A 23,012-nucleotide genomic window follows, 5' to 3' on the forward strand; every position below is an offset into this window, starting at 1 on the left:
GCGGCAGATGACTGTCACCACAGATCGGGGCGCGTCGGCACCCGCCGGCGCCGACGCCCAGACCCATCAGGTCGCACTGGCATTCGAAGACGGTGTCACCAGATTCATCACCTGCCGCGAAGACCAGACGGTCGCCGACGCGTCCTACCGCCAACGGATCAACATCCCACTCGACTGCCGAGACGGCGCTTGCGGCACGTGCAAGGCGTTCTGCGAATCCGGCGACTATGACGGCGGCACCTACATCGAGGATGCGCTCTCCGACGACGAATCCGCCGCGGGTTACGCCCTACCGTGCTGTATGAAGCCGAAATCGGATCTGGTCCTGCAGATCTCGGCCACCTCCGACATCGCCAAGACCCAGGCGGCGACGTTCACCGGCACCATCGTGGCGCTGGACCGGCTGTCGGAATCGACGATGCGCCTGGGTGTGAAGATCCCCAATCGCGGCGATCTGGCGTTTCTGCCCGGTCAGTACGTCAACATCGAGGTGCCGGGAACCGATGACGGTGCCGGCGCCGGGAGCGAAGCGAGCGGGCCAAGTCGACCCGGCGGATTGTTGACCCGGTCCTACTCGTTCGCCAATGGTCCACACGAGGAGCAGCTCGTCTTCCTGGTCAAACTGACCACCGGCGGCGCGATGTCGACCTACCTCACCGAGCGGGCGCACAAGGGCGAGTCGATCACCTTCACCGGCCCGCACGGCTCGTTCTTCCTGCGCGAGGCGACGCGACCGGTGATGCTGTTGGCCGGCGGCACCGGGCTGGCACCGATCCTGTCGATGCTGCGAAAGCTGCACGACGACAACAGCCGCCGCAAGGTCCACCTCATCTACGGGGTGTCCACCGACACCGACCTCGTGGCACTGGACGAGATCGAGTACTTCGCCCGGGAGCTTCCCGGATTCAGTTGGAATCACTGCGTTTCCGACCCGAACAGCACCGCCGCCAACAAGGGCTACGTGATGAGTCTCATCGAGCCCCGTCATCTCTACGACGGCGATGTCGCCATCTATCTCTGTGGCCCGCCGCCGATGGTGGAGTCGGTCCGCAAGCACGTCGCGGACGCGGGGATCGAACCGACCGGGTTCTATTACGAGAAGTTCGCCCTTGCCGTGCCCGCCAAGTCCGAGTCGGTCGCCGCGCCCGAACCCGAGGTCGCCGACACCGCTACCGAAGCGGCCCCTCCGACGGCGACCTCCGCACCCGCATCGGCAGCGGCCGCGGCGGACGTGGCTGTCGGTGAAGCGATCATTCCCGCGGCCGATGCGCGGTCGATCGCCGGACAGATCACGTTGCCGCCCAGCGAGATCACACCGTGGCCAACGCCGAGCGGCACCACCGCCGACGACGACTCGGCGATCCGCATCGCCGGGCAGCAGATGTGGTCGTCGACCGGCGCCCGACCAGCGCTCGATGCCGACAGCGGCCTGTTGCCCTCGTCCGAGGCTCGCGCGATTGCCGGGCAGGAGATGTTCGGCACCCGTGACCTCGAACCGCTGCATGCACCGGAGCCTGTCGCGGCCGTAGCATCCGTGGAAACGCCTGCCGTGCAGCCGGTCCCCGACGACGCCACCGTGGGCTCGCAGGGCTACCAGATCGGCGAGGAACACCCGGGGGTATACGAGTCCGACGCCCTGTTCGAGGCCCGGGCCGCGCTGGAACTCGGTGCCCTGGAGCTGACTTTCGGACGGCTCACCAGCCAGCAACTCGCCGGCTACCGCCTACTCGCAGAGACGACGCTCCCCTATGTCGAGGACGATCGGTTCACCGACGCCGCGCAATACACGGAGACCAACGCGAACTTCCACGACTACCTGTTCACGTTGACCGGCAACAGCCACCTTCTCGAGGCCTACGGCGCTCTCGGAGTGAAGGGCCGGATGTCGGAGGTGCTGCGGAACGCGACCTGGTGCCACCCGTTGTGCGCCCAGGACCATGTCGACATCGTGGCCGCATTCGAGACCGGCGACCGGGATGCGGCCAGGGCGTTGATCTCGGCGCACGCGGACCGCTCCAAGCAGACCATGCGACGGGCGATGGCCGACGAGATGGCTTCTCGCCGTCCGCGTTTCGTGACACCGGGCCGCTTCGCCGGCAAGGTGGTGGTGGTTACCGGGGCCGCGCAGGGCATCGGGGAACAGACCGCACGCCGCATCAGCGCCGAGGGTGGCAGGCTCGTCCTCGCCGACCGCTCCGAACTCGTCACCGATCTGGCCGACGAGCTCGACAAGTCGGGGCCCGGGGCGACGGCGGCGGTCGCCGACCTCGAGAGCTTCGACGGCGCGGCATCGGTGGTGCAGGCGGCGATCACCGCCTATGGGCGCGTCGACGTGCTGGTCAACAATGTCGGCGGAGCAATCAATTTCAAGCCGTTCACCGAGTTCAGCGATCAGCAGATCCGCGCCGAAATCGACCGGTCGCTGATGACCACGCTGTTCGCCTGCCGCGCCGCGTTGCCGTCGATGGTCGACAACGGACACGGCGTCATCGTGAACGTGTCGTCGGCCGCCACCCGCGGCATCAACCGGATTCCCTACTCGGCGGCCAAGGGCGGTATCAACGCGATCACCGCGTCGCTGGCGATGGAGTACGCCGACGCCGGCATCCGGGTGGTCGCCACCGCACCCGGCGGGACCGAGGCACCGCCACGCCGGATCTCCCGGGGCACACCGGAACCCACGAACGCCACCGAGCAGGACTGGTTCCAGGCCCACATCGATCAGACGATCTCGTCGTCGTTCCTGCATCGCTACGGAACCCTCGACGAGCAGGCGGCCGCGATCTGCTTCCTCGCCTCCGACGAGGCCTCCTACATCACCGGCACCGTCCTGCCGGTCGCGGGTGGAGATTTGGGCTGAACAAACACCTACGATGAAACAGTGAAGGTCGTGACCGCGAGCGTCGGACGGGATTCGGAGACCGAGGAGATCCTCGCCGCCTGCCATGACGCCACCGGTCCGACGTTCATCGTCGTGCGGGGTGCACCGGGGATCGGCAAGAGCACGTTTCTGTCGCACCTCACCGATGCCCACCGCGTGCGGGCAGGTGCCGACGACCACACGCTGTGGGCCGAAGCAGCCTCCTGGGAAACGCACACGCCCGGCGGTGTCCTGCGACAGCTCGGCGACGCGGACGGAACACTGATCGACAGACTCGATCGCACCCATCCGACGCTGATCGTGATCGATGACGCCGACCTGGCCGACGCCGAATCACTGCAGACGCTGGTGACGATGACCCGCACCGATCGGGAGATACCGGTCCTCATCGTCGCCTCGGTGACCCGGAGCGGCCCGCTCCTGCCCGGACTGCTGACCGACGAGGTCCGGCTCGACGGACTCGACGCCCCGGCCGTCGCCGAGTTGGCCGCCCGCCGCGGCCTGCTGTTGCACCCCACGATGGTCGAGGCGCTTGTGCGCCACACACGCGGGAATCCGCGAGATGTCCTGGCGCTCTTCGACGAAGTGCCTGCACGAGTGTGGTCGCGCAGCGATGTCGCGATCCCGGCGCCGACCGAGGTCGTCGACGACGTCCGGATGCGGCTCGCGGTGGCGGGTATGGACGAACGTGCGCTGATCGAAGCGCTTGCCGTCCTCGACGACGACGAACCCCTCGACGTCGCCGTCGAACTCGCGGGTATCGCCGGTGACCCGCTGCCGGCGATCGACGCGGCCCGCGCGAGTGGGCTGGTGACCTCACCGGCCGCCCTCACCCCGTCGGAAGCCCAACCGCGCCTGGCCGATCCGATGATTCGGGCGGGCGTCCTCGAGGTGATGGGTATGAGCGCGGTGGCCGACGCGCACCGCCGTGCCGCCGACATCGTCACCGACCCGGCCCGGCGACTCCATCATCGGGTCGCGGCGACGCCGACCGCCGATCCGGACCTGGCCGACGATCTCGATCGACTGGCACGCAGCCGGGGTGCCGACGGCGCCTGGGCCGAGGCGGCGGGCCTGTTCCGTCAGTCGAGCCGCCTGACCGCCGACCCTCTGCTCCGCGATACCCGGGTGACGCTGGCCGTCGACGCGCTGCTCGCGGCCGGCGACTGCGTGGGCGCCGGCGCGCTGGTGCCCATCGTCGAGAGTCTGCGCGAAACACCCTTGCGCAATGCCACTCTCGCCTATCTGGCGATCCTGCGCGGACGTTCCGGGGAGGCTCGGCTCCGTTTGGACCGCGCCTGGTCGATCGTGAACCTCGACCGGGAGCCGGACATCGCCGCGCTCATCGCGCAGCGGTATGTGCTGCACAACCTGGTCCGGTGCCAGGGAGACGAACTCGTCGAGTGGGCGGATCGGGCAATCGGTATGGCCGGCAACGATTCACCGGCCGGCGTCGAAGCCGCGGTGATCCGTGGTCTGGGTCTGGCGTGGTCGGGTCGACCGGCGGAGGCCAGCGCCGAGTACGCGGCATTGACCGAACGAATACGCTTCGGTGCACAGGCCCAGCGGGCGACCATGGGTCGCGGCTGGCTCGAGCTCGGTCTCGACGACATCGGTGGCGCCCGCAGCAATCTGGAGACGGCGGTGTCGATGGCCCAGTTGGGAGGCTCCACCCGGATCTCCCTGTGGGCGTTGGGATGGCTGGCCCGCACCCAGTTCCTCACCGGTGACTGGGAACTGGCGTTGCAGTCGGTCGAGCAGGGGCGCACGCTGGCTCGCTCCAGCGGCATCGCCCTCGCGACGCCGCTCCTGAACTGGACTGCCGCGCAGATCCATTCGCTGCGCAGCGAGTGGGACGAGGCAGAACGCGCGGTCGCCGCATCGGGCACCGATGCTGGTGACTACGAGATCATGCGCATCCCGGCGCTCCTCGCCAGAGCCCAGATCGCCGAAGCCGCTGCCGATTACGGTAAGGTGCGGCGCATCCTCGAGCCGTTGGAGCGGATGGCGCCCGACGTGCCCGCGCTCACCGAACCCGGGTGGTGGCCGTGGGTGGACATGCTCGCCAACGCCCAGGTCATCGACGGGCAACTCGAGGCCGCCGACCAGCTGTTGACCCGGTTCGAGAAACGTGCCGCCGACCGCGGCCACCGATCGGCGGCTGCCCGACTGAAATACGCCCGCGGTCGATACCTCGGCGCCATCGGCGAGATCAATCCGGCGCGAAGAACTTTCGACGAGGCGATCGACCTGCTCGACGGACTGTCCCTGCGATACGACGTGGCACGCGTCAACTTCGCCTACGGGCAGACATTGCGTCGCGCGGGCAAGCGACGCGCCGCCGACTCCGTCATCGACACCGCCCGCGAGATCTACCTCTCGCTCGGGGCATCCACGTATGTCGAGCGCTGCGAACGCGAACTCAAGGCAGGCGGCATCAACCTCCCACGCGCCGACCGCGACACCGTCGACCTGACCCCGCAGGAGGAGGCGGTCACCGCCCTCGTCGCCCGGGGACTCTCGAATCGCGAAGTGGCCGCTGAGCTTTTCATCTCACCGAAAACCGTGCAGTACCACCTGACCCGGATCTACGCGAAGCTCGGCGTCCGCTCGCGATCCGAGTTGGCCGCGCTCCGGCGCTGAGGAAGCGCTGCCGGCCGGACGGGAGATCTCGATGCGCGGGCTCGCAAGCTCGCTCGCTTACTCGATCAGCGGCGTGGGGACTCTTCCGATCAGACACGTGCGAGCGGAGCGAACCCGAGGCGCTTCCGCTGGTCGAGTACGCCACGTGCGAGCGGAGCGAACCCGACGCTCTTCCGCTGGTCGAGTAAGCCTCGTGCGAGCGGAGCGAACCCGACGCTCTTCCGCTGGTCGAGTAAGCCTCGTGCGAGCGTAGCGAGCCCGAGGCGCATCGAGACCACACCCGTCGCCGAATGGGTGTGGTCTCGACCGGCAGGGGCACCTGCTCAGCGAGCGGGCACCGTCTCCGACGTCCGATCCACCAGCGGTGCACCGGTCTTCGCCTCGGCGGTCGCAAAGTCCACACCCGGGGCGAGCTCCACGACGTCGAACCCTGTGCCATTGACGTCGAAGACACCGAGGTCGGTGATGATCCGGCTGACCACCTTGAGGCCGGTGAGCGGCAGTGAGCACTCGGCGACCAGCTTGGGATCGCCCTTCTTGGTGACATGCTCCATCAGCACGATCACCTGTCCGGCGCCGTTGACGAGATCCATTGCGCCACCGATGCCCTTGACCAGAGCGCCGGGGACCATCCAGTTGGCGAGGTCTCCGTTGCCGGCAACCTGCATGCCACCGAGGACCGCGACGTCGACGTGGCCGCCGCGGATCATCGCGAAACTGGTGGCGGAATCGAAGTAGGACGCACCAGGCAGCACCGACACGGTCTGCTTGCCGGCGTTGATGAGGTCGGGATCCACCTCGTCGTCGTACGGGAACGGGCCGACGCCGAGGATGCCGTTCTCGGCGTGCAGCATGATGTTCGAGTCGGCGGGCATGTAGTCGGGGATCAACGTCGGCAGTCCGATGCCGAGATTCACGTAGTCGCCCGGCTTGAGCTCGCGTGCGGCCCGAGCTGCCATCTCCTTGCGGGTCCAGGTCATGATCTTCTCCTGTGGTTCTGGTGTCGGGTTATTCGGCGGCTTCGCCGGGACGGGGGCGGGTGGTGCGCTGCTCGATTTCCTTGCGCGCAGCCTGTTCCGGTGTCAGTGCGACGATGCGTTTGACGAAGATCCCGGGCAGGTGGATGTCCTCGGGGTCGAGCTCGCCGACCTCGACGACCTTCTCCGCCTCCACGATGGTCACACGCCCGGACATCGCCGCCGGCGGATTGAAATTGCGTGCGGCGGCATGGAATCGGCAGTTGCCCGCCTTGTCGACGACGGCCGCCCGGATGAGTGCGAAATCGGTGACGATCGACTCTTCGAGCACCATGTCCTGTCCGTTGAACTCGCGGACCTCCTTCGGGGGCGACGAGATCGCGACCGTGCCATCGGTGTTGTACCGCCACGGGAGTCCGCCGTCGGAGACGAGCGTGCCGACACCGGTCGGCGTGAAGAACGCGCCGATACCGCTGCCACCGGCGCGCATCCGCTCGGCGAGGGTGCCCTGCGGGGTGAGCTCGACGGTCACCTCGCCGGCCAGGAACTGACGGCCGAACTCCTTGTTCTCACCGATGTAGGAGGCGATCACCTTGTCGATCTTGCGCGCCTCCAACAGGAGTCCGAGTCCGGCGCCGTCGACACCACAGTTGTTCGAGACGATGGTCAGGCCGCCGGCCCCCTGGTCGAGGAGGGCCTCGATCAGGAACCACGGAATACCGGCCAGGCCGAAGCCGCCGACCGCGAGGCTGGCACCGTCCGGGATGTCGGCCACGGCCTCTGCGGCCGATCCGACGAGTTTGTCGAGGGTCATGATTGCTCCAGGTGTTCGATGAGGGCGGGCGTGATGATCTGTGGCTGTTCGTGATTCGCGAGGTGGGCCGAGTGCTCGACGACGAGCAACCGTCCGTTCGGCACAGAGGTGGCGATCTCCTCGAGCCGGGCGGGTGGGGTGGCCGGGTCGTCGGCGCCCGCGATCGCGAGGACCAGCGACGTGATCGCGGGCAGGTCGGCGCGCAGGTCCATGTCGGCCAGCACCTCGCAGCAGGAGGCGTAGCCTTCCGCCGGCGTCGACGCGACCATGTCCTCGTGGTACTTCCGCGACTCGGGATTCTGTTCGAGGTACTCGGCCGTGAACCACCGTTGCACGACGGCCTCGGCGACCGCACCGGAACCCCCGGCGCGCACCGTGGCCGCACGGTCGGTCCACGCCGACGGGGGCGGGAACTGCGCAGCGGTGCACAGCAGCGCGACGTTGCCGACACGATCGGGGTTGCGGATCGCGAGACGTTGCGCCGTGGCACCACCCAGCGACAGTCCGACGAGGTGGGCGCGGGCGATGTCGAGCCGGTCGAGCAGTGCGATCACGTCGTCGGCGAGATCGTCGATCGTGTAGGGGCCCTGCGGAACCGGGGATTCGCCGTGTCCCCGGGTGTCGTAGCGCACCACCCGGAACCGTTCCTCGAACGCGGCGAGCTGTTCATCCCACATGCGGTGGGTGGAGCCGAGCGAGTTGGAGAACACCACCGCGGGCGCGTCCTCGCGGCCGCTGACGATCGCGTGGACGTCGACGGCGCTCACTTGACCACCTCGAACACGGCCGCAAGTCCTTGTCCCCCACCGATGCACATGGTCTCGAGCACATAGCGGGCGTCACGCCGCCGCGCCTCGTAGGCTGCGGTGGCCAGGATCCGGGCGCCGGTGGCGCCGATCGGATGGCCGAGCGAGATGCCGGAACCGTTGGGGTTCAGGCGTTCATCGGTGGCGTCGATCTTCCACTCGGCCAGCACCGCGAGCACCTGGGCGGCGAACGCCTCGTTGAGTTCGATGAGGTCGATCTCGTCGAGGGTGAGTCCCGCACGGTCGAGGGCGGCGGCGGTGGCACCAACCGGGCCGATCCCCATCGTCTCCGGTTCGCAGCCGGTGACCGCCCACGACCGAAGGGTCAGAAGCGGATTCAGCCCCCGCTTGTCGGCGTCGGCGCGGGTGGTGACGACGCACATGGCCGCACCGTCGTTCTGGCCGGACGCGTTGCCGGCGGTGACGGTGGATTCCGGATCGAGCTTCAGACGGATCGGCCGCAGCTTTCCGAGACCTTCGACCGAGGCGTCGGCACGCGGGTGCTCGTCGCGGTCGACGACGACGTCGGGCTTGCCGCGCTTGCCGGGCACGGTGACCGACACGAGTTCATCGGCGAAGCGGCCGGCCTCGTGCGCGGCGATCGCGCGCTCATGCGAGCGGACGGACAGCTCGTCCTGCTCGGTGCGGCTGATTCCGTAACGGGCGCGGAGGTTTTCAGCGGTCTCGATCATGCCGCCCGGCACGGGATGTGATTCGCCGCCCGCGGTGAGACGTCCACGATCGAGGCGATCCATGAGCTGCACGCCACCCTGACGGACTCCGGTGCGCAGACCGAGCGCGTAGTGCTCGACATTCGACATCGACTCGGCGCCACCGGCGATGACGAGCCGGGCGCCGCCGGACGCGACATGCGCGGCGCCGGTCAGGACGGCCTGCAGACCAGAGCCGCAGCGTCGATCGAGTTGCATGCCCGGCACTCCGATCCCCAGACCGGCGTCGAGTGCCGCGATGCGCCCGAGCGCCGGGGACTCACCGTTGGAGTACCCCTGCCCGAGGATCACGTCGTCGACGTCCCCCTCACCGAGCCCGGTGCGTGTCGCGAGTTCGCGCAGCAGGCCCGTGGCCAGATCGTTGACGGTGAGCGCCGCGAGGGCGCCTCCCATGCGCCCCACCGGGGTGCGTAGCGGTGAACAGATGACGACGTCGGCTCCGTTGGTCATACATCCACGATAGGAACCAGCGCCGATATTGAGAAGTATTCATTTCGGCATCAATAAGACTTGTAGAGTCTTAATCATGGAACTGCGCCATCTCCGTTACTTCCGTGCGGTGGCCGAGGAACTGCACTTCGGGCGCGCCGCCGAGCGTCTGCACATCGCGCAGCCGCCGCTGTCGCAGCAGATTCGGCAACTCGAGGACGAACTCGGCGTCGCGCTGCTCGTCCGGTCCACGAGGCGCGTCGAGCTGACACCGGCCGGACAGGCATATCTGCGACGTGCCGTCGAGATCCTCGACGCCGTCGAGGCCGCCGGCACCCAGGCCCAGCGGATCGCCGACGGACAGCAGGGCACCTTGTCGATCGGATGTGTCGGGTCGGCGACGTATTCGCTGCTTCCCCGGCTGGTCCGTGCGCTTCGGGAAGAACTCCCCGGCCTCGACGTCAGCGTGCGCGGCGAGATGCTCGCGCCCGCGCAGATCTCGGCGCTCACCGCGGGCGAGATCGACCTCGCGCTGCTGCGGCCGCCGGTCAGCGGGTCGGAGCTCGTGGTCGAGACGATCCGCCGGGATCGGCTGATCGTGGCCATGCCGGAAGGGGATCCGCGTGCGGCAGGCGATCATGTTGCGGTCGCGGATCTGCGGGATGCCGAGTTCATCGCCCATGCCGGCCGTGGTCGATCGGTCATGAACGGCGTGCTGGCGTCGATCTGCGCCCGCGCGGGCTTCGTTCCGCAGATCCATCACGAGGTCGAGGAGACGTCGACGCTCGTCACCCTGGTCGCCGCCGGTCTCGGTGTGGCGATCGTGCCCGAGGCGACCGCCGCCCTCGGCCTGGCCGGGGTGCGCTACCTACCGATCGTGCCGGAGGCGCCCGATGTCGAACTCGCGGTGGCCCGGGTGGCCGCCGACCCGTCGCCGATGATCGAACATGTGCTGACGATCCTGCGGCGGGTGGCCGACGAAGCCTGACGTCCGATTCGCCGGGTGGGAGGGATCAATAGCCCCGGAACGGGTCGGTGTGCAGCCGCCAGAACGCCCATCGAGTTCCCGCGTCGACGTGCCGAATCACCGAACTCGCCGACGTCACGAACTCGGGTGACCCCGACAGGTAGTAGTGCGGCGACGTGTCCCCGCGCCGCAGTGGGCCGATCAACTCACCCATCCGCCCACTCTGTCCAAAATCTCCTGCAGGAGAGGGTGATTCGATGACATCGACGGTGGCGCCCGCATCGCGGGCCGCCCGCAGCACATCGGCGAAGACGGCGCGGTCCGACGCCCGGATCACGTGGATGACGGTCAATCGGCGCATGTCACGACCTTCGGCCAGTGCCGCCAGGATCATCGACCGAAACGGGGTGATGCCGATGCCCGACGCGATCAGGACGACTGTCCGGTTGTGGTTGCGCGGCAAGACGAAGTCACCGCCCGACGAGTCGAGATAGACGCGCCGCGTGGATCCGGAGATCAACCCGCCCTTGAAGGACGACGGCTGCCCCGACACCGTGAATCCAAAGCGGCCCACCCTCGTTCCCGGCAGGCCCGCGAAGGAAAAGACCCGACGCGACCTCCGCCAGACCGGCGACGACCACTCGGGAGCGCTGAGGACCGCCCACTGTCCGGGCACGAACGTCAGTGGTGTCGATCCGGCGACCGTCACGTCGTAGGTGCCCGCAGCGACCTCGACTGCACGCTCGACGGGAACCGACGCACGGTCGACGGGAAACCGACGCACGGTCGACGGGAACGGACGCGCACTCGACCGGAACCGACGCACACTCGACGGAAACGTCCGGGACAGGTGCAACCAAGTCGAGTGACACCCGACCCGACACCTGGTGACGCGTCGCGAGGCGGACCACGAAGGCGTAGAGCGACCCGACCAGCAACGCGACCTCCGGCACGAATTCCAGGGTGAACCCATCGGTGATCGGAATCGAGACCTGCCAATACATGAGCACGCCCACGAGCACCGCATAGATCGCGCGATGCCATCGAGTGGTCGGCGACGTCAGCGGTTCGGGCAGCATGATCGCGGCGACGAACAGCATCGGGCTCGACGTCAGCCACAGGGACAGCGACTGCCCGCCCTGCGTCGCATCCACCACACCGATGGTGATCACCGCCGCCACCAGGAACATCGCGACCAGCCACCATTGACGCAGCACCGTGACCAACAGCGCACCGATCACGATCATCGGGATCAGCAGTGGCTCGGCGGCCACCCACCACTGCGGGAATCCGATCGACCCGACGCCGGCGTAGGCCAGCGCGTACACCACGACCGCGCCTGCGACCGCCGGATTGATCACCAGACGACGGCGCCACACCAGCACGTACTTGCTCAGTGCCGCTGCGGCCGCGCCGACCGCCACCGTCCACGCCGACCCGGCGTCGGTCACCCCCGGCAGGACGAAGAACAGAATCAGCCCGGTGATGAGCCACGAGTCGGCACCCGGCGGGACCCGCACCACCGCCGCGCACGCATAGGTCACCGCACCGCACACCACCACCGAGATCAGCAGCGACAACGCGAGTTGTCCTGGGCGATAAGCAAAATCAGTGTCGACGACGGACACGACGACCGCCACCGCCACGAGCGCGAGCAACGCCACCAACACGGCACGATGGGAGGTCAGCCAGCGCGGGATCAGTCTGGTCATAGGTACAGCTCCAGTCCGGGAATGTCGGTGTGTTCCACCGTGCCGTTGCGCCGAATCGTCACGTGGTGGAAGCCGGCGGCATGAAAGTCGAACGCGGTCCGCAATTGCGCTGCGGGCGTGAAGAACAGGGCGGTCGCCAGTCCGTCTGCGGTCATCGCGTCCGGCGCGATCACCCATGTCGCGAGCACTTCGGCGGCCGGCGATGCCGATCGCGGGTCGACGATGTGGTGCCAGTCCGCCCACACCCGCCGGTTTGCGGCCGACGCGCAGATGGCGCCGTCGAACAGTTCGACGACCCCGATCGCCTTCGTCGGATCCAGCGGATGCTCCAACGCGATTCGGGCCGGGACGTCGCGCCGGGACACCCGCATGTCACCACCGCCGTCGACGATGAACTCGTCGACGGCGGTTGCCACGATCGCGGCGACGCGGTCCACCGCGAATCCTTTGCCGGCCGCACCGACGTCGAGGAGAACGGGCACGCGGACGTCGAGCGATCCGGTGTGACCGGCGAGCACGTCGTCCCAGCGGGGCGCCGGCTCGCGCGTCGCCCGTGGGGTCAGCGAGTAGTGCGCGTCGTATCCGGCGTCGGAGAGGAGTTGCCCGACCAGTGGTGTGACGAACCCGCCGGTCAGTTCGTAGAGCCTCCGATACCAGTCGACGAGTGGCTGATCCGTCGCGGCGACCGGATAGTCGCCGGCGCGTCTGGCGATCTCTGCGACCGTGGAGTCACCACGAAACCGCGACCACGCGCGATCAATCCGATCGAGTTCGGCCGTGATGTCGCCCGCGACGTCGCCCGGCAGCGGTGCCGCCGTGGTGATCTCCCAATGCGTTCCGAGCGCGTCGAATGTCCAGGAGTGCGCCGATCGCACCGTCGACGTCAGACCTGTGCCTCCGACTTGATCTGCGCGAGGGCGTCGTTGAAACCGCCCGAGGTCAACGACGACCCGGCGACCTTGTCCACCTCGAGGTCGTCGATGTTCTTCCCGACGACGATCGCGTCGATGCCGCCCGCGAACTTGCCCTGGAAATCCTTCGACGTGCCCTTGGCGTCACCGGTGTCGAGCTGCAGGTTCTTGATGACCCCGCTGGACAGGGTCACCGTCACGCCGACCTGCTGCGGTCCGCCCGGCGAGACGTACTTCCCGGTCGCCGAGTAGGTGCCGTCCCGGTAGGTGTTGCCGGCCGCGGCGCTCGTGTCGGCGGCTTCTGCGGGGGTCTGCGTCGTCGTGCCGGTCGAGTCCTCGGCGCCACAGGCACCGGCGACGAGACCGACGGTGGCCAGTGCGACGGCCAATCCAGCGGTCCGGGGCAGCGTCTCGTTTCGCGTCATGCGGTCGATTGTGCCGATCCCACGCACCACAGTCGCCCCAGAACCGGAAATTGTTAGGTAAACCTCAGCTAACTACTTCGTTCAGCGCCCGGCGGCCGCGATGCGCGCCTGGATCGCGTCGACGAACACGGTCTTGATGTCGTCGGACGTCTTGGCCACGTAGGTGGTGCCACCGGTCGCGTCGGCAATCGCCTTGAGCGCCTCGGTGTCGGCGTCGTCGGAGATGCCGATGGTCAGCACCAGCACGGGGCGGGCGGGGTCTTCCAGGCGTTTCAGCTGGGACAGGAGCTGGGTCAGCGTGATACTGCTCGGATCGTCGTTCTGCCCGTCGGTCATGATGATGACCGAGTTGGAGTAGTTCGGGTCGTAGCTCCGCTGCACTTCCTTGAACGCCGCGAGGGTGGTGTCGTAGAGGCCGGTGCCGCCACCGAGCTGCGACGGCGCCAACCCCCGGCGGACCGCGCGTCCCAGTTCGTCGCGGTGGGTGCCGCCGCCGGACGCCAGGGCATCCAGTCGCCGGATCGGCGACATCCACCGCCAGTCGGTGCCGTTGTCGCCCTTGCGGACGCCGAACGCCCAGCCCCCGATCATGGTGTTGTTCGGGAACAACTTCAGTCCGGTCATCGACGCGTCAGCGAGCAGACCGGCGCGGGTGGTGCCGCCGGCGGCAGCGGCCATGGAGCCCGATGTGTCCTCGACGACGAGGGTGCGGATCGGCACGCCGAGCACCTGCCACTGGCGAATCGCCTTGTCCACCTGGGTCGGATCGTCGAGTTGCAGGACCCGCACCAGCCCGACTCCCGAACCCGTCGCCAGCGGCGCCGCATCGGGACGTCGATAGCCGGCCTCGTCGAGTGCCTGCCGACCAGCGGTCGACGCCAATGTCTCGACGAGAACCTTGCCGGCCGCGGCAGCGGTGGCCCGCCGAGCGATACCGGCGGTGTTGACCAACGGATAGTCGAGCATGACGGCCCCGTCGGCGGGCGTGGTCGCCGTGAGCCGCGATCCGGGATGGGTTCGGCTGAACAGCAGGTACTGCTGTTCGGTGGTGATGACCGGGACCGTCGACGTGTTCGCGAGATTGAGGCGGGCGCCCTCGCTGTCGTTGGCCAGGCGCACGTTGTTCTGCTGCACGGCGAGGACGGTCATCGCCTCGGTGAGTTTGCGGCCGGTGAGGTTACCGTCGTTGACCTCGGCGAGCGCCCCGACGATCGGGGCGTCGCCGGTGCTGGTGTCGATGGGACTGCCCGTCCGCAGGTCGGGGAGCTTCATCACCTCGACCCAGCTCTGCAGATGCGGTACCGACTTGCCGACCACCACGCTGGGCGAGGTCGCGATCGACGCGGACACCAACGAGAGTTCTCGACGGACCTGCGTGATGACCCGACGCGCCTGGATCTGCGAGTCGGCCACCCACAGATCGGGCGCCTGGTCACCGCGGGTCAGTTGTCCGGGAACCTGCGCCCCGGCGACGCCGTCGACGGTGAAGTCGTAGCACGACGCCGCGGACGCCTGCTGCGCCACTGTGCGCAGCGCGCCGGTCATCGCCGGATCGGACGCGATCGCGACAGCGGTGCGGTCAGCACAGCCGCCGACGGCACCGGTGCGCCACACGACGATTCCCGCGACGAGCGCACCGATGGCGACGACCGCACCGACACCCCAGATCCATCCCGCCCGGCGGTTGCTCGTCGCGCGACGATGTTCGAACCCGAAATCGTCTGCGCCCGCAGACGTATGACGTCCCACGCCCCCACTACCCCCCTGATACGAACAGCTCTATGTCTACCCGAAGACCTCGCGGAAGTTCGCCAACGACTCTCGCAGATCCTCGGACACCAACATGGCCGCGGCCTTGCCGGCCGGCCCGATTAACGGCAGGCCACCGAGATCGATGGTGAAGGTCACGGCGGAACCGATGGCGACCGGAACGATGCCCAGATCGAGTTTGGCCTTGACCCCACCCTTGCCGCTGCCCTTGAGCCGGACCTGCTCGCACGGCTGGTAGGTCTCGACCACCCAGTCGAACCGGATGCGGGTGCCCTTGACCTTCACCACCGATGCGATCCGGGTCCCCTTGGCCAGCTCGTGACCGGCCGGGATCTCGCACCGCCAGCCATCGTGGAGCACCAGCCACTCGTCGAAGCGCGACAGGTCCGACGCGGCCGCCCAGGTATCTTCGACGGACAGGTCCACCTCGATGGAGTCACTCGTCTTCGCCATGGTCATGCAGCCTAGCGGCCCCGATGTCGGTAACGCAGCACGGTCACTCCTGGGAGCCGTGCTCGTGGGTCATGGCGTCGCGGCACGGATCACCGAGGTCGAGGCGTACGGTGGCCGCGACGATCCCGCATCGCACGCCTACACGCGCACGCCGCGGTCGGAGATCATGTACGGCCCGGCCGGCCGACTCTACGTCTACCGGATTCACGGTCACTTCTGCGCCAATGTGGTCACCGGGCCGCGCGAGCAGGGCGCCGCCGTCTTGTTGCGGGCCGCACACGTCCTCGAGGGCGTCGAACTGGCCCGACGACGACGGCCGACCGCCAAGAACGACGACGCGCTCGCGCGGGGCCCCGGCAACCTCACCCGTGCCCTTGGAATCACGATGGACGATCTCGGCGTGGATCTATGTGACGAGCGTCCGGTGCACCTGGCCGCGCGATCCGGCGCCGCACCAGGGATCACGGCCGGTCCCCGAGTCGGCGTGCGACGGGCACCCGACGTGCCATGGCGATTCTGGATCACCGACGACCCCACGGTGTCGGCCTATCGCCGACATCCCCGCGCCGCGCGCACCGGAACGTGAACGTGATTGCGCCGGTTACGGATTGGCGGGCGGGTCGGCTGGCGGAGCGGGCGGCTCGTCGGCCTTGGGAGCCGCGGCATCCTCGGCGCCGACGGCCTTCTTGATCGAGCCCTGCGCCTTGTCGACGTGGCCTGAATATTTTCCGCCCGTCGCCTTGTTGACCGCGTCGCCACCCTTGTCGATCAGACTCGGATCGCCCTTCAGTGTGGCCTTGGCCTTGTCCACAAGTGCTTTGAGATCCATACGCCCACCCTAGGGCATGTCTCTCAATTCCACTGCGAGGGATTGGCGGAATCGTGGTTTCTCTGGCAAGGCGGAGGAGGGAGCGATAGCGGCAGCCATCGTGACCGACGACAACGCCGCCAGAGGGACAACGAGCCGCCAAGACCCGCAAAGGGAATTGGGAGACATGCCCTAGTCCTCTCGAGCGCTCGCCACGCGAGGAGGAAGCACGCGCGACACCACCTCGACCCCGGCGATGCCGACCGCCGCCGAGATGAACGCGACGGTCATCATCTGCGCGTTCGACGAATCCAGCTTGAACAGGTGCTGGGTCCACGGCCAGCTGAAGATGATGACGTAGGCGCCGACCGAGCCGGCCAGCAACACGACCTTCCACCAGGTGTACGGCCGCGCGACGACGGCGAGGACGTAGAGCGCCACCGCGATGAGCGTGACCAGCGTTGCGGTGGCGGCCTGGGTCTGTGCCGGTGACAGATCCACCGAGTCCTTCGTGCCGATCGCCACCCCGGAACCGCCCGGGTTGACGATGAGGTAGGTGACGAACGCGCTGAGCCCGACGATGATCCCGTTCGGCACAGCCTGGGTAAGGACACGACGCACGAATCCGGTCTTGGCACGTTCGTGGTTGGGCGCCAGCGAGAGGATGAACGACGGGATGCCGATGGTGAACCAGGCCGAGATGGTGACGTGGATCGGCTGGAACGGGTAGCTCAGCGAGGTGAATCCGAAGATCTTGGCGGCGATGCCGGTGATGCCGACGAGCAGCGCCAGCAACACGGCGTAGACGGTCTTGGTCAGGAAGAGGTTCGAGACGCGTTCGATGTTGCCGATGACGCGACGGCCTTCCCCGACGACGTACGGCAGGGTGGCGAACTTGTTGTCCAACAACACGATCTGTGCGACCGATCGAGCGGCGGAGCTGCCCGAGCCCATCGCGACGCCGATGTCGGCGTCCTTGAGCGCGAGGACGTCGTTGACGCCGTCACCGGTCATGGCGACGGTGTGGCCGGTGGATTGAAGCGCCTGCACCATGGCGCGTTTCTGGTCGGGCCGCACGCGACCGAATGTGACGCCGCGCTCGACGACGTCGGCCAACTCCGTGGGGGCGGTGGGCAGGTTCCGTGCGTCGACCGAGGTGTCGGCCGATCCTAGGCCGAGGGACGCGGCGACCGCGCCGACCGATCGGGCGTTGTCGCCGGAGATCACCTTGACGTCCACCTGCTGTTGGGCGAAGTACTCGATGGTGTCACGTGCGTCGGGACGCACCCGCTGTTCGAGGACGATCAACGCGAGCGCGGAGACCGAACCCGGCGCGCTCGAGCCCGTTGTCGGCTCGGTGTCGACGGCGACGTCGGTGTGCGCGACCAGCAGGATGCGCAGTCCGCTCGAGCCCACCTCGTTCGCCAGCCGAGCGGTTTCGCTGGTCGGGTCGAGGAGGACGTCGGGCGCCCCCAGGATCCAGTTGCCGACGTCGGCACCGGACGCATCGCGGAACGACATGCCGCTCCACTTCTTGGCCGACGTGAACGGCTGCACCGCCGACACCGACCAGGCCGGTGGGTCCGGGTATGCCTCGGCGAGGGCCTGCATACTCGCGTTCGGTCGAGGATCGTTGGCGGCGAGCGCGGCGAGCACGGCGTCCAGGTCGTCGGGCACGATGACGCCAGGCGCGGGCCGTACCTCGGACACCCGCATCCCGTTCTCGGTGAGGGTGCCGGTCTTGTCGGCGCAGACGACGTTCACCCGTGCCAGACCCTCGATGGCCGGGAGCTCGTTGACCAGGCACTTGCGTTGACCGAGACGCACGACACCGACGGCGAACGCGATCGAGGTCAGCAGCACCAGCCCCTCGGGCACCATCGGCACGAGTGCCGCCACCATGCCCAGCAGGGACGCCTTGAGTCCGTTCCCGCTGATGAAGAGCTGATTGACGATCGTCAGAATGCCGGCCGGGATGAGCAGCCAGGTGATCACCTTGAGGATCTGGTCGATTCCCGACCGCAGCTCGGAGGCGACCAGGGTGAACTTCGACGCCTCGGCGGCCAGCTTCGCGGCATACGCGTCGGCCCCGACCTTCGTGGCGCGGTAGGCACCCGAACCGGCGACCACGAAGCTGCCGGACAACACCTTGTCCCCGGAGGCCTTGTGAATCGCATCGGCTTCACCGGTCAGCAGCGACTCGTCGACGTCGAGGGCTACCGCCTCCACGATGTCGCCGTCGACGACGATCTGGTCGCCGGCTCCGATCTCGATGATGTCGTCGAGCACCACCTCGTCCGGTGGCAGGGCCGCGGTGGTTCCGTCACGTCGCACGATCGGGGTCGTCTGTCCGACGATGGCCAGCTTGTCGAGGGTCAGCTTGGCACGGATCTCCTGGACGATGCCGACGCCGCTGTTGGCGACGATGAGCAGGCCGAAAGCCCCGTTGATCAGCGAACCGGTCGATGCGACGATCGCGAACAGCACGCCGAGGATCGCGTTGATGCGGGTGAACACGTTGGCGCGGACGATGTCGGCGACGCTGCGTCCCGATCGGGACGGCATGGCGTTGACGCGTCCGTCGGCAACACGATCGGCGACCTCGACGGCGGTCAGTCCCGGATTCCCGGTGGTGTCCTGCGACACCTGGGTCACGCCGATGTCTCCCACCAGGTCGGGTTGTCCACACCGGTACCGGTACGCATGTGTAGGTCGATGGTCCCGCCCGGCGGCGGCACCAAGACCGTCGCGGAGTTTGCCTCGGCACGGGGCAGGACACGTTGGATCGGATCTCCCCACGAATGCCGCGCCAGGTTGAAGGTGCCCCAGTGGATCGGGATCATCACCGCGTCCCGGCCCGCCTCGCGGGTGAGCATCCGGTGCACCGCCACGGCTTCTTCGGGGTTGACGTGGACGTCGGGCCATACGGGGTCGTAGGCGCCGACCGCGATAACGGTGAGGTCGACGGGGCCGAAGCGCGCACCGACCTCCTCGAACTGCTCGGTGTATCCGGTGTCGCCCGAAAAGAACATCCGATGCGTGGGGCCGGCCGCGACCCAGCTGGCCCATTGGGTGAGGTTGCGGGTGAGCGCGCGGCCGGAGAAATGCCGGGCGGGACAGCAGCTGAACACGATGTCGGTGCCGTTCACCGAGACGGTGCGCTGCTCCCACCAGTCGGCCTCGGTGATCCGGTCCGCCGGGATACCCCACGCCACCAGATGCGCACCCACGCCCACGGGGGCGACAAACCGAACCTGCGGCTGCCGTATCAAGCCGAGTTCGATGATGGTTTCCATGTCGAGGTGGTCGTAGTGATCGTGGCTGATCAGGACGATATCGATCGGCGGCAGGTCGGCGACGCCCACCGGTGACCGGTGCATCCGCGCCGGGCCGAGGCGCTGCGAGGGTGAGCAACGCCGGCTGAACACCGGATCGGTGAGGATGCGGACGCCGTCGAGTTCGACGAGGTTCGTCGCATGGCCGAGCCAGGTGACCGACAAGTCGCCCACCTCATCCGCGAAGTCGGGCGTCAGCACCCGGATCGGGCGACGCGGTCGCCCCGGACGGCGAACCATGTCGACGAGCACCTTGAACTCGGGGTCGACCACATCGCGCGCCACCTCCTGGTTGTGGAAGACGCCGTCGCGAAGAAAGGGCGAACCGTGGGTGTGCAGACGGATCTCCTCGGCGCGGGCTCCGAGGGCGAGGGCGGCGCCGAATCCGCCGTTGGCCAGACGGGCAGTCACCGTGTCGGCCGCCGTGAGTCCGGCCGTCGTCAGTGTCGCCGCCGCGCGCTGCGCGAGGCCGGCACCCGTTCTGCCGATCGTAGAGGTCACTGAACCAGAGTAGGGCAGATACCGATCTCGATCTCCATACCCGAGAGCATGGCGCCTGAGGGCTCCCGGCGCAGGTCACGCACTGATAGGCTTCGGCGGATCCGATCAGCGTTCACCACGCATGTGGCAGGCCACATGTGGGCATGGGGGTAGACCTCGTTGGCACGAATGTCCGTCGATCAGCGCCGTGCGGTGTTGATCGAATCCGCTTACCGCGTAATCGCCGACCACGGCGTCGAGGGCGCTACGACCCGGCGCATCTGCGCTCACGCGGGCATGCCGCTGGCGAGCTTCCATTACGCGTTCGAAAGCCGGACCGCTCTGCTCTGCGCCGTCATGGAACGCGCCGTGCCCTCCGACATCAGCAAGATCCTCGACTCGATCCTGCCCGCGATCGCGGACGAGGGCCAGGGACCCGCCGCTCTGCACGCCAACACACGTGCCCACCTCGAGGCGTTCTACGCGTTGCTGAAGGCCGACCCGGGCCGGATGCAGGCAACGATCTCGTTGGGCATCTACGCGCACAACCACGCCGAGCTGCAACTGGTCGGCAAAGAGATGTACGAGCGACTCTACGAACTCGCGGCGATGGGACTGAGCACCGCGGCCAAGCGAGCCGAGGTCAGCTACCGCATCCCGCCGGCCGAGCTGGGTCCGGTGATCATTGCGGCAACCAACGCCATCACCCTCACCTACTTGAGCACCGCCGACGACGTTGCGGTGGCGGCCATCATCGATGCGTCGACGGCGGCGCTGATGACGTATGTCCTGAGTGCCTGAGTTCTGCACCGGGTGGCGGCTCGGCCATCGCCTCGCATTTCAGGGAACCGGGCTGTGCCGCCAGAAAGATCCCTCTCCGCCGGTCGAGTAAGCCTCCGAGCGAAGCTCGGAAGCGCATCGAGACCACCTGAGCGGCAAGCGATCTCGATGCGCCTCGTCGCTAGCGCTCCTCGCTTACTCGATCAGCGGGAAAGGCCGATTCGGCGCTCCTCACCGCCGGTCGAGTAAGGCTCCGAGCGCAGCGCCCTTCGATGCGCTCGCAAGCTCGCTTACTCAGGAACCGGCACCGCATCGAGACCACGTGCATGGCAGCCCCTACTTCTGCGCGGGCAGCACGTGCTTTCCGGACCTGTCACACGACAGCGCGAGCGAGGAGATGTACTGCTTCTCGCCGTTCGGGCCGGGCACCGCCGAGGCGATCATGTCGGGGCGCTCGAAGTCGATCCCGGTGACGCAGCAGGTGAGGCGCTCGTCGGTGGGGTTGCCGTGCTCGTCGTACATCGGGATGTCGATGCCGTCGTCGGTGCGGCGCAGGTAGTACTTGCCCTTCGTCGCGATCGCGAGGATCGGGGGCAGCACTATCGCGAGGATCAGAGCCACGAGCGGCGAGTACGGCTGGATGGTGTCGCCGAACGCGTGGAAGAACACCAGGATCGACAGGCCGGCGGAGATGATCAGCGAGCCGAATCCGACCGGGTTGACCGCATAGATCATGCCGCGACGGAATTCCGGCTTCTTCGGCGAGATCCCCAACAGGTACTTGTTGATCGCGATGTCGGAGGCGACCACCGCCACCCATGCGATACCGCAGTTGGCGTAGAAGTTCAGCAGGTTGTTGAGGAAGCTGAACATGTTGGCTTCCATCAGCACGATCGCGATGGCCACGTTGAAGAACAGGAACACCAGACGGCCCGGGTACGTCTTGGTGACACGGGTGAACGCGTTGGTCCACGCCAACGACCCGGAGTAGGCGTTGGTGACGTTGATCTTGATCTGGCTGATGACCACGAGGATCACCGCGAGGGTCAGCGCCAGCCAGTGCGGCAGGAAGTCCTGGTAGATCTCGACGAACTGGTGCACCGGCTGATTCGCGATGCCGGCGTTGTCGACGCTGATGCCGATCAGGTAGACCGCGAGGAACAGACCCACGATCTGTTTGATGGCGCCGAAGAACACCCAGCCCGGGCCGGCGGTCAGCGTGGCGATCCACCACTTGCGGTTGTTCTCCGGGGTGCGCGGCGGCATGAACCGCAGATAGTCGATCTGCTCGGCGATCTGCGCGATGAGCGAGAGACACACACCGGCGGCGAGCATGGTGCCCGCGAAGCTGACACCCTTGCCCAGCGGTTCGCCGGTTGCGGTGTCCATACCGCTGAAGGCGAAGAAGTCGCCGATCGCGGAAGGATGCTTGATGACCAGGTACAGGAACGGCAGGACCATCATGACCAACCACAGCGGTGTGGTCCACACCTGCAACTTCGCCAGGGTGTTCATGCCGTAGATGACCAGCGGGATGATCAGCACCGACGACAACAGGTACCCCAGCCACAGCGGCATGTGCAGGCCGAGGTTGAGGCCCTGCGCCATGATCGAGCCCTCGAGCGCGAAGAAGATGAAGGTGAACGACGCGAAGATGACGTTCGTGAGCACCGACCCGTAGTAGCCGAATCCGCTTCCGCGCGTGATCAAGTCGAGGTCGATGTTGTACCGCGCGGCGTAGTAGGCCAGGGGGTAGCCGGTGAGCACGATGACGACCGCGAAGAAGAGGATGCCCCACAACGCATTTCCGGTGCCGTTGGCGATACCGATGTTGGCGCCGATCGCGAAGTCGGCCAGGTAGGCGATGCCTCCGAGAGCGGAGATCGCGACGACGCCCGGCCCCCACTTGCGGTAGCTGCGGGGCGCGAACCGAAGTGTGTAATCCTCGAGGGTCTCGCGCGCCGCGGCGGCCTGTGCGCCGGTCGCGATGATGCTGTGCTCGGCGTTCTCGATCTCACCGACGCCTTCGACCTCGTCGTGGAACGACTCTCTGGACATACTTCTCCCTGTCGTGTGCGAATGCGCGGATG

19 protein-coding genes are annotated in these 23,012 nt (G+C 67.6%); 5 read left to right on the top strand and 14 right to left on the bottom strand.

All coding sequences use genetic code 11. The annotated features are described in order from the left end of the window. Positions 1 to 7 precede the first annotated feature (7 nt). Positions 8 to 2,860, top strand: a complete 2,853-nt coding sequence (gene benC / locus ACWDTI_RS09590) for a benzoate 1,2-dioxygenase electron transfer component BenC (RefSeq protein ID WP_449737839.1) — start codon at positions 8 to 10, stop codon at positions 2,858 to 2,860. A gap of 21 nt (positions 2,861 to 2,881) precedes the next feature. Further along, positions 2,882 to 5,524, top strand: coding sequence for a LuxR C-terminal-related transcriptional regulator (locus ACWDTI_RS09595; protein WP_449737840.1), 2,643 nt, complete (start codon positions 2,882 to 2,884; stop codon positions 5,522 to 5,524). Positions 5,525 to 5,847: 323 nt separating this feature from the next. Here ACWDTI_RS09595 and ACWDTI_RS09600 read toward each other — a convergent pair whose 3' ends face one another. From ACWDTI_RS09600 to ACWDTI_RS09615, 4 genes are read right to left on the bottom strand one after another with little or no spacing between them, the layout of a single operon-like run. Next, positions 5,848 to 6,504 (bottom strand): 3-oxoacid CoA-transferase subunit B, encoded by a 657-nt coding sequence (locus ACWDTI_RS09600; protein WP_449737841.1) that lies wholly within the window; start codon positions 6,502 to 6,504, stop codon positions 5,848 to 5,850. 28 nt (positions 6,505 to 6,532) lie between these two features. After that, positions 6,533 to 7,315, bottom strand: a complete 783-nt coding sequence (locus ACWDTI_RS09605) for a CoA transferase subunit A (RefSeq protein ID WP_449737842.1) — start codon at positions 7,313 to 7,315, stop codon at positions 6,533 to 6,535. After that, complete coding sequence (gene pcaD / locus ACWDTI_RS09610; protein ID WP_449737843.1) at positions 7,312 to 8,082, bottom strand: 3-oxoadipate enol-lactonase; 771 nt, start codon at positions 8,080 to 8,082, stop codon at positions 7,312 to 7,314. Before pcaD ends, ACWDTI_RS09605 begins: the two co-directional genes overlap by 4 nt. Further along, a complete protein-coding gene (locus ACWDTI_RS09615; RefSeq protein WP_449737844.1) occupies positions 8,079 to 9,302 on the bottom strand; it encodes an acetyl-CoA C-acetyltransferase in 1,224 nt (407 codons plus the stop codon). The genes pcaD and ACWDTI_RS09615 overlap by 4 nt, the downstream gene beginning before the upstream one ends. Before the next feature lie 76 nt (positions 9,303 to 9,378). On the opposite strand from ACWDTI_RS09615, the gene ACWDTI_RS09620 reads away from it, so the two are divergent. After that, positions 9,379 to 10,269 (top strand): LysR substrate-binding domain-containing protein, encoded by an 891-nt coding sequence (locus ACWDTI_RS09620; RefSeq protein ID WP_449737845.1) that lies wholly within the window; start codon positions 9,379 to 9,381, stop codon positions 10,267 to 10,269. A gap of 25 nt (positions 10,270 to 10,294) precedes the next feature. Here ACWDTI_RS09620 and ACWDTI_RS09625 read toward each other — a convergent pair whose 3' ends face one another. From ACWDTI_RS09625 to ACWDTI_RS09650, 6 genes are all read right to left on the bottom strand, one after another. After that, positions 10,295 to 10,711 carry a hypothetical protein gene (locus tag ACWDTI_RS09625; RefSeq protein ID WP_449737846.1) on the bottom strand — a complete coding sequence of 139 codons (417 nt, stop codon included), beginning with the start codon at positions 10,709 to 10,711 and terminating at the stop codon, positions 10,295 to 10,297. Positions 10,712 to 10,718: 7 nt separating this feature from the next. Then, on the bottom strand, positions 10,719 to 11,960 hold the full coding sequence (locus ACWDTI_RS09630; RefSeq protein WP_449737847.1) for a hypothetical protein: 1,242 nt from the start codon (positions 11,958 to 11,960) through the stop codon (positions 10,719 to 10,721). Beyond that, the gene (locus tag ACWDTI_RS09635; protein ID WP_449737848.1) at positions 11,957 to 12,835 is read right to left on the bottom strand and encodes an FAD:protein FMN transferase; all 879 of its coding nucleotides are present in this window, start codon (positions 12,833 to 12,835) and stop codon (positions 11,957 to 11,959) included. Before ACWDTI_RS09635 ends, ACWDTI_RS09630 begins: the two co-directional genes overlap by 4 nt. A gap of 8 nt (positions 12,836 to 12,843) precedes the next feature. Continuing rightward, on the bottom strand, positions 12,844 to 13,296 hold the full coding sequence (locus tag ACWDTI_RS09640; RefSeq protein WP_449737849.1) for an FMN-binding protein: 453 nt from the start codon (positions 13,294 to 13,296) through the stop codon (positions 12,844 to 12,846). 81 nt (positions 13,297 to 13,377) lie between these two features. After that, positions 13,378 to 15,045 (bottom strand): substrate-binding domain-containing protein, encoded by a 1,668-nt coding sequence (locus ACWDTI_RS09645; RefSeq protein ID WP_449737850.1) that lies wholly within the window; start codon positions 15,043 to 15,045, stop codon positions 13,378 to 13,380. 36 nt (positions 15,046 to 15,081) lie between these two features. Then, positions 15,082 to 15,519, bottom strand: a complete 438-nt coding sequence (locus tag ACWDTI_RS09650; protein WP_449737851.1) for a type II toxin-antitoxin system Rv0910 family toxin — start codon at positions 15,517 to 15,519, stop codon at positions 15,082 to 15,084. On the opposite strand from ACWDTI_RS09650, the gene ACWDTI_RS09655 reads away from it, so the two are divergent. Beyond that, complete coding sequence (locus ACWDTI_RS09655; RefSeq protein WP_449737852.1) at positions 15,497 to 16,105, top strand: DNA-3-methyladenine glycosylase; 609 nt, start codon at positions 15,497 to 15,499, stop codon at positions 16,103 to 16,105. The two genes, ACWDTI_RS09650 and ACWDTI_RS09655, sit on opposite strands and share 23 nt — an antisense overlap. A 15-nt stretch (positions 16,106 to 16,120) precedes the next feature. Here ACWDTI_RS09655 and ACWDTI_RS09660 read toward each other — a convergent pair whose 3' ends face one another. The 3 genes from ACWDTI_RS09660 to ACWDTI_RS09670 all read right to left on the bottom strand — a co-directional run bounded on the left by ACWDTI_RS09660 (position 16,121) and on the right by ACWDTI_RS09670 (position 20,163). Next, positions 16,121 to 16,348 (bottom strand): antitoxin, encoded by a 228-nt coding sequence (locus tag ACWDTI_RS09660; protein ID WP_449737853.1) that lies wholly within the window; start codon positions 16,346 to 16,348, stop codon positions 16,121 to 16,123. Positions 16,349 to 16,519: 171 nt separating this feature from the next. Beyond that, the gene (locus tag ACWDTI_RS09665; protein ID WP_449737854.1) at positions 16,520 to 18,982 is read right to left on the bottom strand and encodes an HAD-IC family P-type ATPase; all 2,463 of its coding nucleotides are present in this window, start codon (positions 18,980 to 18,982) and stop codon (positions 16,520 to 16,522) included. Then, on the bottom strand, positions 18,979 to 20,163 hold the full coding sequence (locus tag ACWDTI_RS09670; protein ID WP_449737855.1) for an MBL fold metallo-hydrolase: 1,185 nt from the start codon (positions 20,161 to 20,163) through the stop codon (positions 18,979 to 18,981). The genes ACWDTI_RS09665 and ACWDTI_RS09670 overlap by 4 nt, the downstream gene beginning before the upstream one ends. 168 nt (positions 20,164 to 20,331) lie before the next feature. On the opposite strand from ACWDTI_RS09670, the gene ACWDTI_RS09675 reads away from it, so the two are divergent. Further along, a complete protein-coding gene (locus ACWDTI_RS09675) occupies positions 20,332 to 20,943 on the top strand; it encodes a TetR/AcrR family transcriptional regulator (RefSeq protein WP_449737856.1) in 612 nt (203 codons plus the stop codon). Positions 20,944 to 21,258: 315 nt separating this feature from the next. Here the strand turns inward: ACWDTI_RS09675 and ACWDTI_RS09680 are convergent, their stop codons facing one another. Next, entirely contained in the window at positions 21,259 to 22,980 is a 1,722-nt protein-coding gene (locus ACWDTI_RS09680; protein WP_449737857.1) for a purine-cytosine permease family protein, read from the bottom strand. Positions 22,981 to 23,012: the final 32 nt, after the last annotated feature.

The sequence above is a fragment of the Gordonia sp. NPDC003424 genome (assembly GCF_053588655.1).

Coding starts and splice junctions, on each gene's coding strand:
- benC (WP_449737839.1), top strand. CDS start 8: ATGACTGTCACCACAGATCGGGGCGCGTCGGCACCCGCCGGCGCCGAC.
- ACWDTI_RS09600 (WP_449737841.1), bottom strand. CDS start 6,504: ATGACCTGGACCCGCAAGGAGATGGCAGCTCGGGCCGCACGCGAGCTC.
- ACWDTI_RS09605 (WP_449737842.1), bottom strand. CDS start 7,315: ATGACCCTCGACAAACTCGTCGGATCGGCCGCAGAGGCCGTGGCCGAC.
- ACWDTI_RS09615 (WP_449737844.1), bottom strand. CDS start 9,302: ATGACCAACGGAGCCGACGTCGTCATCTGTTCACCGCTACGCACCCCG.
- ACWDTI_RS09620 (WP_449737845.1), top strand. CDS start 9,379: ATGGAACTGCGCCATCTCCGTTACTTCCGTGCGGTGGCCGAGGAACTG.
- ACWDTI_RS09630 (WP_449737847.1), bottom strand. CDS start 11,960: ATGACCAGACTGATCCCGCGCTGGCTGACCTCCCATCGTGCCGTGTTG.
- ACWDTI_RS09640 (WP_449737849.1), bottom strand. CDS start 13,296: ATGACGCGAAACGAGACGCTGCCCCGGACCGCTGGATTGGCCGTCGCA.
- ACWDTI_RS09655 (WP_449737852.1), top strand. CDS start 15,497: ATGGAGTCACTCGTCTTCGCCATGGTCATGCAGCCTAGCGGCCCCGAT.
- ACWDTI_RS09650 (WP_449737851.1), bottom strand. CDS start 15,519: ATGGCGAAGACGAGTGACTCCATCGAGGTGGACCTGTCCGTCGAAGAT.
- ACWDTI_RS09660 (WP_449737853.1), bottom strand. CDS start 16,348: ATGGATCTCAAAGCACTTGTGGACAAGGCCAAGGCCACACTGAAGGGC.
- ACWDTI_RS09675 (WP_449737856.1), top strand. CDS start 20,332: ATGTCCGTCGATCAGCGCCGTGCGGTGTTGATCGAATCCGCTTACCGC.
- ACWDTI_RS09680 (WP_449737857.1), bottom strand. CDS start 22,980: ATGTCCAGAGAGTCGTTCCACGACGAGGTCGAAGGCGTCGGTGAGATC.